11 protein-coding genes are annotated in these 13,458 nt (G+C 73.7%); 6 read left to right on the forward strand and 5 right to left on the reverse strand.

Annotated features, from left to right (window positions below):
• Nucleotide 1: 1 nt before the first annotated feature.
• On the reverse strand, nt 2-616 hold the full coding sequence (locus VSR01_RS30485; RefSeq protein ID WP_326452244.1) for a dihydrofolate reductase family protein: 615 nt from the start codon (nt 614-616) through the stop codon (nt 2-4).
• Nucleotides 617-873: 257 nt separating this feature from the next.
• On the opposite strand from VSR01_RS30485, the gene VSR01_RS30490 reads away from it, so the two are divergent.
• From VSR01_RS30490 to VSR01_RS30500, 3 genes are all read left to right on the forward strand, one after another.
• On the forward strand, nt 874-1,353 hold the full coding sequence (locus tag VSR01_RS30490; protein ID WP_326452245.1) for a DUF1453 domain-containing protein: 480 nt from the start codon (nt 874-876) through the stop codon (nt 1,351-1,353).
• 112 nt (nt 1,354-1,465) lie between these two features.
• Nucleotides 1,466-2,110 carry a DUF485 domain-containing protein gene (locus VSR01_RS30495; protein ID WP_326452246.1) on the forward strand — a complete coding sequence of 215 codons (645 nt, stop codon included), beginning with the start codon at nt 1,466-1,468 and terminating at the stop codon, nt 2,108-2,110.
• Nucleotides 2,107-3,756, forward strand: coding sequence for a solute symporter family protein (locus VSR01_RS30500; RefSeq protein ID WP_326452247.1), 1,650 nt, complete (start codon nt 2,107-2,109; stop codon nt 3,754-3,756). The genes VSR01_RS30495 and VSR01_RS30500 overlap by 4 nt, the downstream gene beginning before the upstream one ends.
• 96 nt (nt 3,757-3,852) lie before the next feature.
• On the opposite strand, the gene VSR01_RS30505 is transcribed toward VSR01_RS30500, so the two are convergent.
• Nucleotides 3,853-4,554, reverse strand: coding sequence for a response regulator (locus tag VSR01_RS30505; RefSeq protein WP_326452248.1), 702 nt, complete (start codon nt 4,552-4,554; stop codon nt 3,853-3,855).
• Nucleotides 4,551-6,218, reverse strand: a complete 1,668-nt coding sequence (locus tag VSR01_RS30510) for a sensor histidine kinase (protein WP_326453903.1) — start codon at nt 6,216-6,218, stop codon at nt 4,551-4,553. Before VSR01_RS30510 ends, VSR01_RS30505 begins: the two co-directional genes overlap by 4 nt.
• 370 nt (nt 6,219-6,588) lie before the next feature.
• Here VSR01_RS30510 and VSR01_RS30515 point away from each other — a divergent pair, with 370 nt between their 5' ends.
• From VSR01_RS30515 to VSR01_RS30525, 3 genes are all read left to right on the forward strand, one after another.
• Complete coding sequence (locus VSR01_RS30515; RefSeq protein WP_326452249.1) at nt 6,589-7,404, forward strand: ABC transporter ATP-binding protein; 816 nt, start codon at nt 6,589-6,591, stop codon at nt 7,402-7,404.
• A gap of 207 nt (nt 7,405-7,611) precedes the next feature.
• On the forward strand, nt 7,612-8,388 hold the full coding sequence (locus tag VSR01_RS30520; RefSeq protein ID WP_442785724.1) for an ABC transporter permease: 777 nt from the start codon (nt 7,612-7,614) through the stop codon (nt 8,386-8,388).
• A gap of 135 nt (nt 8,389-8,523) precedes the next feature.
• Complete coding sequence (locus VSR01_RS30525; protein WP_326453904.1) at nt 8,524-9,624, forward strand: ABC transporter substrate-binding protein; 1,101 nt, start codon at nt 8,524-8,526, stop codon at nt 9,622-9,624.
• 12 nt (nt 9,625-9,636) lie between these two features.
• On the opposite strand, the gene VSR01_RS30530 is transcribed toward VSR01_RS30525, so the two are convergent.
• Nucleotides 9,637-10,632, reverse strand: coding sequence for a sucrase ferredoxin (locus tag VSR01_RS30530; protein ID WP_326452251.1), 996 nt, complete (start codon nt 10,630-10,632; stop codon nt 9,637-9,639).
• Between the two features lie 220 nt (nt 10,633-10,852).
• Nucleotides 10,853-13,297 (reverse strand): DNA gyrase/topoisomerase IV subunit A, encoded by a 2,445-nt coding sequence (locus tag VSR01_RS30535; RefSeq protein ID WP_326452252.1) that lies wholly within the window; start codon nt 13,295-13,297, stop codon nt 10,853-10,855.
• Nucleotides 13,298-13,458: the final 161 nt, after the last annotated feature.

Below are 13,458 nucleotides of genomic sequence, written 5' to 3' on the forward strand. Positions count from 1 at the left end.
GTCAGGGGGTGGTGAGGTCGCCGGTTGTGGGGGTGCCGGTGGGGGTGTAGGTGAGGTGGAGGGCGCCGTTGGGGAAGGTGCGGGAGCTGGTGAGGCGGAGGGCCGAGGGGGCCGCGCCGCCCTCGAAGACGCGTTTGCCGGTGCCGAGGACGAGGGGGTAGACCCAGAGGCTCAGGCGGTCGACCAGGCTCTGGGCGAGCAGGGACTGGAGGAGGTCGAGGCTGCCGATCACATGGATGCGCTCGTGGCGCTCCTTCAGGGCCGCGACGCTCTCCGCGAGGTCGCCTTCGAGGGTGCTCGAACCGGCCCACGCCAGGGGCTCCGCGAGGGTGCGGGTGGCCACGTACTTGGGGACGCGGTTGAGCAGGCGCGTGAAGTCCCAGTCCGCCGGGGCCGTGGGCCAGTAGTTCGCGAAGATGTCGTAGGTGCGCCGCCCGAGCAGCAGCGCGTCCATGTCCTTGGCCTGGTCGAAGACCACCGCGCCGGCCTCGTCGTCGATCAGCGGCGCCTGCCAGCCGCCGTACGCGAAGCCGTTCTCGGGGTCCTCCTCGGGGCCGCCGGGCGCCTGCGCGACGCCGTCCAGGGTCATGAACTCGGTGACCACGAGCTCGCTCACGGCGGGCTCCTCTCTGCGGGGATCGGGTGGGAACGCTCTGTCCCTGCATACGACGGACCGAGCCCTATCCGTCGGCGCCACACCGGCCCGGAGCGGGCGCCGGCGAACGGAAGCCGGCGTCTCCACCCTGGGGTGGAACGGGACAGGGCACCTTCTCCACCTGGGTTCCACCCGAGGCTTGATCCGCTGACCTGTGCCTTCTCCGTAGATTCGGCGCCGTAGGGAAGGGTCGGACCAACGTTCGGAGGGCGGCTGTCATGTCCGGTCTTGGCAATGCCGTGGTGATCGTCGCGGTCATCGGGCTGGTGATCGCGCGTCAGATGCGGCCGCGGCGGATCCGGGCGGGCGGACGCTGGTGGCTGCTGCCCGCGGTCCTGGTGGTCCTGGCAGTGCGGGACGGCGGGGTCGTGGACTCCGCGCACCGGAGTACCTCGATCGGGATGCTGGCCGCCGAACTGGCCGTGGCCGTCGTGATGGGGTTCGGCTGGGCCTTCACCACGCGGATGTGGACCGAGGGCGACGGCTCCGTGTGGACGCAGGGCACGAAGGCCGCCCTCGGCGTCTGGGTCGTGGGCATCGCCGTGCGCGTCGCGCTGTACGGCATCGCCGCCGCGATGGGCGTGCACCAGCACTCCGGTTCCGTGCTGCTCGCGGTGGCGGCCACCCTGCTGATCCGCAGCGGCGTCCTGATGGCGCGCGCCCAGCACGCCGGGGGCGTCAAGCGCGCGATCACCTGAGATCGGGGCCGATCACCTGATGGGGTGAAGGTATCGGCATATTGAGCATGGATCTTCCCGCTCTGTCCATGATTGGGCGCATCGGCCTGGCCGGTGGAGCGAGGAGAGCACGGTGAACGAGCACGGCGGGGGAGACCCGGCGGCGTTGCGGACGGACGACCCCTGGCAGGAGTCGGCGGTGGCGGGATGGTTCGCGGATCAGCAGACCGAGAGAACCCAGCCGGAACACCTCCCCGCCGCCCCGCGTTCGGCTCCGGAGGGCTACCCCGAGGTGCCGAGAGCGCGTGACGGATCGGCGGACGCCTCGGCCGCGGTCGGTCCGACCGCGAAGGCCCCGATCACGAGGGCCACGGACGCCCCGATCACGCAGACCCCGGCCGCGGGCACACCGGACACGGACACGACGTCCGCCGCGACCGCGGTGGTGGACCGGGCCGCCCTGTACGTGGAGGTCCAGGCGAGCCCGGAGTTCGGGGAGGTGCGGGACCGCTACCGGCGGTTCGTCTTCCCCGCCACCGCGGCGTTCATCGTCTGGTACCTGCTGTACGTGGTGGCGGCGACGACCGCGCCCGGGCTGATGGCCCGGCAGCTGAGCGGCCCGCTGAACGTGGCGTTGGCCGCCGGGCTGGCGCAGTTCGCGACCACCTTCCTGCTGACGTGGGCCTACGCGCGGCACGCCAGGCTGCGCAGGGACCGCGCGGCGCTGGACCTGCGGTGGACGCTGGCCACCCGGAGCGGACAGGAGCGGCTGCGATGAGGGCCGCGGACACGGCCGTGCTCGCGGAGAAGGCGGGCGACCACCAGGGCCTGGCGATCGTGCTGTTCACGATCATCGTGTCGGTCACCCTGGGGATCACCGCGTGGGCGGGGCGGCAGCGCAGTTCCACGGTGGAGTTCTTCGCCGGCGGGCGGTTGTTCTCGCCGCTGGAGAACGGCCTGGCGATCGCCGGGGACTACATGTCCGCGGCGTCGTTCCTCGGCATCTCGGGGCTGATCGCGCTGTTCGGCTACGACGGGCTGCTCTACTCGGTGGGCTTCTTCGTCGCCTGGCTGGTGGTGCTGATGCTGGTCGCTGAACTGGTGCGGAACGTCGGCACGTACACGCTCGCGGACGTGCTGTCGGCGCGGATGCGCCAGCGGCCGGTGCGGATCGCCGCGGGCACGGCGTCGATCACGGTGTCCATCCTCTATTTGGTGGCCCAGATGGTCGGCGCCGGCAGCCTGGTCGGACTGCTGCTCGGCGCGGACGACTCGGGGGCGGCGCGCGGCTGGACGGTGGTGGGCGTCGGGGCCCTGATGGTGTTCTACGTGTCCTTCGGCGGGATGCGGGCCACCACGTGGATCCAGATCGTCAAGACCGTGCTGCTGATGGGCGGGACGGTGACGCTCACGGTGCTCGTCGCGGTCAGGTTCCACGGCGACATGGGACACCTGCTGGACTCGGCCGCTGCCGGCAGCGGGCACGGACAGGCGTTCCTGGCACCGGGGTTGAAGTACGGCGGCGGATGGACGCAGCGCCTCGACTTCATCAGCCTCGGCCTCGCCCTGGTGCTGGGCACCGCCGGGCTGCCGCACATCCTGTCGCGGTTCTACACCGTGCCGACCGCGCGTTCGGCGCGGCGCTCGGTGGTGTGGGCGATCGGGCTGATCGGGACGTTCTACCTGATGACGATCGTGCTCGGCTTCGGCGCCGCGGCGGTCGTCGGCTCGGACCGGGTGCGGGCGTCCAACGAGGCAGGGAACACCGCCGTGCCGCTGCTGGCCGAGGCCCTCGGCGGCGGGTCCGGGACCGCGGGGGGCACGGTGCTCTTCGCGGTGGTGGGGGCGGTGGCCTTCGCCACGATCCTGGCCGTGGTCGCGGGCATCACCCTCGCCTCGTCGGCCTCGGTGGCCCACGACCTCTACGCGACCTGGCGCCGGCGCCGGCAGGACCAGCGGGCCGCGGAGAACGAGTTGGAGGGCGGCGAGGTGACGGTCGCGCGGTGGGCGGCGGTCGGCATCGGCGCCACCGCGATCGCGCTCAGCCTGCTCGCACAGGACCAGAACGTGGCGTTCCTGGTCGGCCTGGCCTTCGCGGTCGCCGCCTCGGCGAACCTGCCGGCGCTGCTCTACTCGCTGTTCTGGCGCAGGTTCACCACCCGCGGCGCGGTGTGGTCGGTGTACGGCGGCCTGGTGCCGGCACTGGTGCTGGTCGCGCTGTCGCCGGTGGTGTCCGGGCGGCCCGACGCGCTGCTGCCCGGGGTGGACTTCCACCTGTTCCCGCTGGAGAACCCCGGACTGGTCTCGATCCCGCTGGGGTTCCTGGCCGGCTGGCTCGGCACGGTGCTGTCGCCCGAGCCCGCGGACCAGGCGCGATACGCGGAGACGGAGGTGCGTTCCCTCACCGGGGCGGGCGCCGCGTGAGACGGCCGGCCCGGGCCGCGTGAACCGTCGGACCGGCCCGGGTCGGTGGGCCGGGGCGGGTCGGCGGGCCTGCCCCTGCCAGCAGGCCGGCCCGGGTCAGTGGGCCGGCGCCCACGCGTAGAGGTGCTCGGGCCGGCCGGTGTCGCCGTACTTCAGGGTGAGGCGGAGCCGGCCGGACTGCTCCAGCGCCTTGAGGTAGCGCTGTGCGGTGGAGCGGCTCAGCCCGGCCCGCTCGGCGACCTCGTGCGCGGACAGCGGGCCGCCGGCCTCCCTCAGCACCTGCCGGATGAGGTCGGCGGTGGGCGCGGAGTGGCCCTTGGGCAGGGTGGCCGGAGAGGCGGAGGCGGTACGCAGCGCCCCGAAGATCCGGTCCACCTGCTCCTGCCCGGCCTCACCGCCGCCGCCCGAGCCGCGCACGCCGTCCAGGGTGCGGCGCAGTGCCGCGTAACCCTCCAGCTTGGCCCTCAGCCCGGTGAAGCCGAACGGCTTGACCAGGTACTGCAGCGCGCCGAGCCGCAGCGCCGCCTGCACGGTCGCCACGTCGCGGGCCGCGGTCACCATGATCACGTCCGCGTGGTGGCCGAGCTGGCGCATGCGGCGCACCAGCGTCAGGCCGGACTCGTCCGGCAGGTAGTGGTCGAGCAGCACCAGGTCCACCCGGTGCCGCTCCAGCGTGGCCAGCGCCTGCGCCGCGGTGTGCGCCCGCGCCGAGACCCGGAAGCCCGGCACCTTGGCCACGTAGGCCGAGTTGATCTCGGCGACGCGGAAGTCGTCGTCCACGACCAGTACGTCGATCATCGCGCACCTCCCGCTGTGCTGACCGTCCCTGCCGTGCTGACCGTGCCCGCCGCGCCCGCGCCTCCGCCCGCCGCGCCCGCGCCTCCGCCCGCCGCGCCCGCGCCTACACCCGCGCCCGCGCCCGCACCCGCGCCCACCGTCGCCGACAGCGCCTCCGGCAGCACCACCGTGAACACCGCGCCGCCGCCCGTCCGCGCGGCGACCCGCGCCATGCCCCCGTACCGCTCGGCCAGTCGCCGCACCAGCGCGAGGCCGAGGCCGCGGCCTCGGTGGGCCGGCGGCTGCTTGGTGCTCCAGCCCTCGGTGAAGATCAGCTCGCGCAGCTCCGGCGGCACACCGGGACCATCGTCGCCGACCCGCAGCACCGCCGTGCCGCCCTCGGCGCGCAGCTCCACCTCGACCTCGGCGGCGGCGGCGTCCAGCGCGTTGTCGATCAGGTTGCCCAGCACCGTGACCAGGTCCCGCGGGTCCACCACCTGGTCCGGCAGCCATGTCGCGGCGGTGAGCCGCAGCGTCACGCCGCGCTCCTTCGCGATCGCCGACTTGCCCACCAGCAGCGCCGACACCAGCGGGTCGCGGACCCGGTCGGCCACCTCCTCCGCGGACGCCCGGTGGGTGTCCGCGACCTGCGCCAGATAGTCCACCGCCTCCTCGTGCAGGCCGAGTTCGAGCAGCCCCAGCAGGGTGTGCAGGCGGTTGGCGTGCTCGTGGTCCTGCGCGCGCAGCGCGTCCAGCAGGCCGTGCGTGGAGTCCAGCTCGCGGCCCAGCAGCTCCAGTTCGGTACGGTCCCGCAGCGTCACCACCGCGCCGCCGTCCCCGGTCGGCATCCGATTGGCGACCAGCACCCGCCCGCCGCTGACCGTCAGCAGGTCCGCGCCCTCCGCGCGCCCAGCCAGCACATCGGTGGTGCGGCCCGCGGGCAGCAGCTCGTCCAGCGCCCGGCCCGCCGCGTCCGGGCCGAGGCCCAGCAGCCGCTGCGCCTCGTCGTTCACCAGCCGCACCCTGACCTGCGGGTCGAGAGCGAGCACGCCCTCGCGGATGCCGTGCAGCATGGCCTCGCGCTCGTCGAGCAGCGCCGCGATGTCCGCCGACGCCAGCCCGCGCGTCGCCCGCTGCAGCCGGCGCGAGCCCCACACCGCGGCCAGCGCGCCCACCGCGAGCGCCGCGCCCGCGTAGAGCAGCAGCCCCGGCACCGCCGCGAGCAGCCGGCTCTTCACCGTCCCGTACGCGATGCCGACCGACACCGCGCCCACGATCCGCCCGGAGGCGTCCCGCAGCGGCACCTTGCCGCGGGCGCTGCGGCCCAGCGTGCCGCTGTCGATCTGCATGATCTCCCGGCCGCCCAGCGCCACGCTGGGGTCGGTCGACACGTGCTGCCCGATCCGCGCGGGCTCGGTGTGCGACCAGCGGGTGCCGTGCAGGTCCATCACCACGATGTAGCTGGCGTGGGTGGCCTTGCGGACGCGTTCCGCCTCGCGCTGCACCGGCCCGTCGGGGGTCGGCCGCGAGGAGGTCAGCTCGGCGGCGGTCTGCGGCTCGGCCGCCACGGTCTGCGCGATGGCCAGCGCCCGGTGCTCCGCCTGGTCGTCGAGTTGGTGACTGAGCGGAGCCAGGAAGAGGCCGGTGGCCAGCGCGGTGACGCCGGTGGTCAGCGCCAGCTGCATCAGCAGCACCTGCCCCGAGACCCGCCGGGGCCACCCGAAGCGCCGCGCGCCGGCCACCGGCCGGGCCTGCGCGCCGGCCGCCCGCCGCGTCCGCCCGCCGGCCGCCCGCCCGGCCGGGACGCCCGCCGCCCGCCGGTCCCGCACGATCCGCGCCGACCGTCCGTTCCGCTCCATGGGTCCCTCCGGGTCCCGTTCCGCCGACTCCTGCCCGCAACGCAACGTAAGCGCTGGCCGTCCGGATGGGCAGGGGCCGTTTCGCTTTCGCTGCCCCGGGGCGAGCAAAACGAGCAGAAGCCCGGCTTGTGCGCACAAGGGGCCGAGCGCACACAAGGCTCCCGGCGATCCGCCGCCGCTCGTAGCGTCCCCGGCCATGACCGGCAACACGAGCCCCGCCATCGAGCTGCGGGGGGCGGGCAAGGCGTTCAGGACACCGTCCGGCGCCCTGCACACCGCCGTACGAGATCTGGACCTGACCATCGACCGCGGCGAGTTCGTCGCCGTCGTCGGTCCCACCGGCTGCGGCAAGTCGACCACGCTGACGCTGGTCAGCGGGCTGCAGGAGCCGACCGCAGGGGACGTGCTGGTGGGCGGCGAGCCGGTGCGCGGCATCGGCGCCGACGTCGGCTTCGTCTTCCAGCAGGACGCCGTCTTCCCCTGGCGGACCGTGCTCTCCAACGTCATGGCCGGGCCGCGCTTTCGCGGCGTGCCCCGCGCCGAGGCCAAGGAGCGGGCCCGCGACTGGCTCGCCCGGGTGGGCCTGTCCGCCTTCGAGGACCGCTATCCGCACCAGCTGTCCGGCGGTCAGCGCAAGCGCGTCGCGCTCGCCGCGACCTTCGTCAACGACCCGGCGATCCTGCTCATGGACGAGCCGTTCTCCGCGCTCGACGTGCAGACCAGGGCGCTGATGTCGGACCAGCTGCTGGACCTGTGGGCGGGCACCGGCTCGTCCGTCGTCTTCGTCACGCACGACCTGGAGGAGTCCATCGCGCTCGCCGACAAGGTCGTGGTGATGACCGCGGGCCCGGCGACCGTCAAGGAGGTCTTCACGATCGACCTGCCCCGGCCGCGCAAGGTCGAGGAGGTCCGGCTCGCACCGCGCTTCGTGGAGATCTACCGCGAGATCTGGTCCTCGCTCGGCGAAGAGGTCCGCATCACCCGGGAGAGGAGCAGCGGACATGCCGCCTGAGACGAGGCCCGCCGGACCCGCCGGACCCGCCAAACCCGCCAAACCCGCCGGACCCGCCCGGCCAGCCGCCACGGACGCCGCCACCGACGCCCCCATGGACGCCCCCGTGGACGCTCCGGCCGGCACCCCGCCGGCACCCCCGCCGACACCGCCCTCGGCACGGGCGACCGTACGAAAGCCCGCGCCCGCGCCGCCCGCAACCGCACCCTGCTGGTGTACGCCGCCCGTCTCGCCGTGCTCGTCGCGGTCCTCGGGGTGTGGGAGTGGTTCGCCCGCACCGGCGTCATCGACCCGTTCAACTTCTCCATGCCCAGCAAGATCTGGGACCAGATCCGGCAGTGGACGCTGCACGGCACCCCGCAGGGATCGCTGGGCGAGCAGATCTGGTACACGCTCTACGAGGCGGTGTACGGCTGGCTGATCGGCGTCGCGGCCGGGGTGCTGCTGGGCATCGCGCTGGGCCGGGTGCGGTTCCTGGCCGACGTGTTCGGCCCGTACGTGAAGATCCTCAACGCGATGCCGCGGATCGTGCTGGCCCCGATCTTCCTGATCTGGTTCGGGCTCGGCCCGGCCTCGAAGGTCGCCTCCGCGGTGGTCCTGGTCTTCTTCCCGGTCTTCTTCAACGCCTTCCAGGGCGCGCGCGAGGTGGACCGCAACCTCGTGGACAACGCCCGCATCCTGGGCGCGAGCAACCGGCGGGTCACCCTCCAGGTGGTCGTGCCGTCCGCGACCTCGTGGATCTTCACCAGCCTGCACGTCAGCTTCGGCTTCGCGCTGATCGGCGCGATCGTCGGCGAGTACATCGGCGCCAACAAGGGTCTCGGCCTGCTCGTCTCGGCCTCCCAGGGCACCTTCAACGCGGCCGGCGTCTACGCGGCCATGGTGATCCTCGCGGTCGTCGCGCTCGTCGCCGAGGGGCTGCTGACCTTCCTGGAGAAGCGCCTCTTCCGCTGGAAGCCCGCGCAGACCGGCGCGGACCGTTGACGCCCGCCGGCCCCGTACCGCCCCCGGCCCCCGTACCGCCCCGGCCCTCGTGCCGGCCTCCCTACCCGTGCCGGTCACCGCACCCGTGCCGGCCTCCCCTTCCGTACCGCCTCCGCTCACAAGGACGTGACCGCCATGCCCGTCAAGCGCACCCACCTCCGCGTCGCGGCGTTCGCCGCCGCCGGCGTGCTCGCCGCCACCGCCCTCACCGCGTGCGCCGACGACGCGTCGTCCGGCTCGGGCTCCGGGGCCGACGCGGGCGCCGGCTCGACCGGCGGCACGGCCGCGGGCGCGGCCAAGGACGCCACCAAGGTCAAAATCATGGTCGGCGGCCTGGACAAGGTCATCTACCTGCCGGCGGTGCTCACCCAGCGGCTCGGCTTCTTCCAGGCCGAGGGCCTGGACGTCACGCTGATGACCGAGCCGGCCGGCGTGCAGGCCACCACCGCCCTGGTCTCCGGCGACGTCCAGGGCGCGGTCGGGTTCTACGACCACACGCTGGACCTGCAGACCAAGGGCAAGCACGTCGAGTCGGTGGTGCAGTTCTCGCAGGCGCCCGGCGAGGTCGAGGTGGTCTCCAGCAAGGCGGCCGGTGACATCACGGCCGCCAAGGACTTCAAGGGCAAGAAGCTCGGCGTCACCGGGCTCGGCTCGTCCACCGACTTCCTCACCAAGTACCTGGCGGTGCACAACGGGTTGAAGGTCAGCGACTTCACGCCGGTCGCCGTCGGCGCGGGCCAGACCTTCATCGCCGCGCTCCAGCAGGGCTCCATCCAGGCCGGCATGACCACCGACCCGACCGTCGCGCAGATCCTGGACAAGGGCGCGGGCAAGGTGCTGTACGACATGCGGACGCCCGAGGGGTCGCGGCAGGCGCTCGGCGGCCTCTACCCGTCCTCCAGCCTCTACATGAACACCGACTGGGTGGACTCCCACCAGGAGACCGTGCAGAAGCTGGCGAACGCCTTCGTCAAGACGCTGCGGTGGATGTCGACGCACACGCCCGAGGAGATCGCCGCGAAGATGCCGGCCGACTACGCGCAGGGCGGTGCGCGGCTCTACGCGCAGTCGATCAAGGCGACGCTGCCGATGTTCACCACGGACGGGGTGATGCCGCAGGGCGGGCCGGAGACGGTGGAGAGCGTGCTGAAGGCGTTCAACCCCAACCTGCGGCACGCCACGGTCGACCTGTCGCAGACGTACACCACCCGGTTCGTCGAGAACGTCGCCCCGTGAGCCGGCGGACCGTCAGACCGTGACCTCGTGGACGTCCTCGACGTCCATCCGGGCCGGCGTGCCCAGGGCCGCCCCGCAGCTCTCGGGGCGGGGCGGCCCGCTCGCGCGCCGCACCACCGCGACCCGCCAGGCGCGGCCGTCACGGTGGGCGACGGCGACGGTCCAGGTTGCGCCGTCGCCGTCGCCGTCGTCGCGTCCGGCCGGGGCTTCCTCGGTCGAGGTCACGGTCAGGGCGTCCGCCCGGTCCTCACCCGTCAGCGCGCGCACCGCGAGCTCGGCGGCCTGGCCGGGGCGGTCCCAGGCGGAGCGCCCCCGGCAGGGCGGGAACGGGACCCGGCCGTCCCGCGCGGCCTCCAGGACGCCCTTGGCCTGCCCGCCGTCCAGCCGCCCGTAGGTGTAGCCGTGTGGCAGCACGAGCATGGTGGGCGCGAAACGATGGCCGCCGAGGTGGGTGACCTCCCATACGTGCTCGGTGCCGTACGAGGCCGCCAGCTCGGAGGCGAGCGGGCGGCCGAGGAGCGCGCAGCAGCGGTCGCGGCGGGCGTTGGTGCAGACGAAGGCGAGCGGCGGGCCGTCGTACGGCACGCCGAAGCCGCGGGGGTCGCCGGCGCCGAGGGCGGTGAAGTCCAGGTCGGCCAGCGCGGCCACGGCGGCGGGGTCCGCGAGGTCCGCGGTGCGGATCCAGGGGTCGTCCGGGGCGGTGTGCGCGAGGATCACGCGGCGGCGCGGCTCCGCGGGGCGGATCGCCGCCGCGGGGTGGCGTGGGCCCGCCTGGCCGCGGGGGTCCGCGTGGCGGCCGGGGCGGCGGATCAGCGCGACGCGCACGCCGGTGCGGGCGGTGCGGTCCTCCAGGGCGCGGCCCACCGCGGGGTCCAGGTGGCTGGAGGTCAGGGCCTTCGCGCCCCACGGACCGGGCTGCTCCAGCAGCAGCCAGGTGCGGGCTGTCGCCGCGGTCGCGGTGAGGGGTTCGCCGTGGGCGGCGGAGGCTTGCGTGCAGGTTGCGCTCACGCGGTGGAAGCGTAGTGCGTCGCGCCGTGGGGCTTCGCGCCTGGATGGTCGCGCTGTGGGTGGTCGCGCCGTGCCGGGCTGCGGGTCGCCTGCGGCGTCGCGCCGTCGGGGTTCCCTTGTCCCCGGCTCTCCCGCCGTCGTGGCTGCTCGCGCGCACGCGGCGCCAGCCGCATATCGGACGCAGCCCCGCGCCCCTTGCGGGGCGCGGGGTTCACGGGCCCTACGCGGGGGCGGCCACCGCGGCGATGGGCTTGGCGAGGGGGACTCCGGAGCCGTCGCGGCGGGGGTCCTTGGGGGGGAGGTCCGCGGGGGAGCCGCTGGCGGTCGCCGCGCGGGCGGGGGCCGCGCCGGCCCAGGCGAAGAGCAGCCCGGTCTCGCCGCGCAGGAAGCGCTGGCAGCGGACGCCGCCGGTGGCCCGCCCCTTGCGCGGGTACTGCTCGAAGGGCGTGAGCTTGGCCGTGCCCTCGGCGGAGCCGTCGAGCGTGCCGTCGGCGCGGGCGACGGTGAAGACCACCGCGTCGCCCGCCGGGTCCACCGCGGTGAAGGAGATCACCCGCGCCCCGTCGGCCAGCTTGATGCCGGCCATGCCGCCCGCCGGGCGGCCCTGCGGCCGCACCTGCGAGGCGGGGTAGCGCAGCAGTTGCGCGTCGTCGGTGATGAAGACCAGGTCCTCCTCGCCGGTTCGCAGCTCCACCGCGCCGACCACCTCGTCGCCCTCCTTGAGGGTGATGACCTCCAGGTCGTCCTTGTTCGCCGGGTAGTCGGGCACCACCCGCTTGACCACGCCCTGCCGGGTGCCGAGCGCGAGGCCCGGCGAGGACTCGTCCAGCGTGGTCAGGCACAGCACCCGCTCGCCGTCCTCCAGCGACAGGAACTCCGTCAGCGGCGCGCCGCCCGCGAGCGTGGTCGCGCCGCCGCTCTCCGGCAGGATCGGCAGGTCGATCACGGTGAGCCGCAGCAGCCGGCCGGTGGAAGTCACCACGCCGATGTCGGCGCGCGCGGTGGTCGGCACCGCGGAGACGATCACGTCGTGCTTGGCGCGCTTGCCGCCCTCGCCGACCGCGTCTCCGGTGGCGGTGCGGGCCAGCAGGCCGGTGGAGGACAGCAGCACCCGGCACGGGTCGTCGGCGACCTCCAGCGGCACCGCCGCGACCGGCGTCGCCCCCGCCTCCAGCAGCAGGGTGCGGCGCTCGGTGCCGTACTGCTTGGCCACCGCGGCCAGCTCCGCCGAGACCAGCTTGCGCAGCTCCGCGTCCGACTCCAGGATGCGGGTCAGCTCGACGATCTCCGCGTTGAGCCGGTCGCGCTCGGACTCCAGCTCGATCCGGTCGAAGCGGGTCAGCCGGCGCAGCGGCGTGTCCAGGATGTACTGCGTCTGCACCTCGGACAGGCCGAAGCGCTCCATCAGGCGCTCCTTGGCCTGCGCGGCGTTCTCGCTGGCCCGGATGATGGCGATGACCTCGTCGATGTCGACGAGCGCGATCAGCAGGCCGTCGACCAGGTGCAGCCGGTCCCGGCGCTTGGTGCGGCGGAACTCGCTGCGCCGGCGCACCACGTCGAAGCGGTGGTCGACGTAGACCTCCAGCAGCTCCTTCAGGCCCAGGGTGAGCGGCTGGCCGTCCACCAGCGCCACGTTGTTGATGCCGAAGGACTCCTCCATCGGCGTCAGCTTGTAGAGCTGCTCCAGCACGGCCTCGGGGTTGAAGCCGTTCTTGATCTCGATGACCAGCCGCAGACCGTGCTCGCGGTCGGTGAGGTCCTTGACGTCGGCGATGCCCTGGAGCTTCTTCGCCCCGACCATGTCCTTGATCTTGGCGATGACCTTCTCGGGCCCGACGTTGAACGGCAGTTCGGTGACCACCAGGCCCTTGCGGCGGGGGGTGACGTCCTCGATCCGCGCGGTGGCGCGGATGCGGAAGGTGCCACGGCCGGTCTCGTACGCGTCGCGGATGCCGGACAGTCCGATGATCCGGCCGCCGGTGGGCAGGTCGGGGCCCGGGACGTAGCGCATCAGCGTGTCCAGGTCGGCGCCCGGGTGCTTGATCAGGTGGCGCGCGGCGGCGATGACCTCGCCCAGGTTGTGCGGCGGCATGTTGGTCGCCATGCCGACGGCGATGCCCGACGCGCCGTTCACCAGCAGGTTGGGGTAGGCGGCCGGGAGCACGCCCGGCTCCTGCTCCTGGCCGTCGTAGTTGGGCGTGAAGTCGACGGTGTCCTCGTCGATCGACTCCACCATCAGCTGCGCGGGCCCCGACATCCGGGCCTCGGTGTAGCGCATGGCGGCCGGCATGTCGTCCAGCGAGCCGAAGTTGCCGTGCCCGTCCACCAGCGGCAGCCGCATTGAGAACGGCTGCGCCATGCGGACCATCGCGTCGTAGATGGACGCGTCGCCGTGCGGGTGCAGCTTGCCCATCACCTCGCCGACCACGCGGGCGCACTTGACGAAGCCGCGCTCGGGGCGCAGGCCCATCTCGTTCATCTGATAGACGATGCGGCGGTGCACCGGCTTCATGCCGTCCCGGGCGTCGGGCAGCGCGCGGGAGTAGATCACCGAGTACGCGTACTCAAGGTAGGAGCCCTGCATCTCGTCCACGACGTCGATGTCGAGGATGCGCTCCTCGAAATCGTCGTCGGGCGGCGGGGTCTTCGTGGTACGGCGGGCCATCTCGGCGTCGCTCCTTCGTCTGGACCTGGGCACACGTGTCGACCATTGTGGACCGCGGCACCGACACAGCGGACCGCGACCCGTCGGGAAGGCGCGGCGCCCGCGAGCCTCGCGCGGGAACTTCGCGCGGCGCGGGCACGCTTCCCTAGAGTGGCAGCACT

It is taken from the genome of Actinacidiphila sp. DG2A-62, assembly GCF_035825295.1.
GTDB lineage: Bacteria > Actinomycetota > Actinomycetes > Streptomycetales > Streptomycetaceae > Actinacidiphila.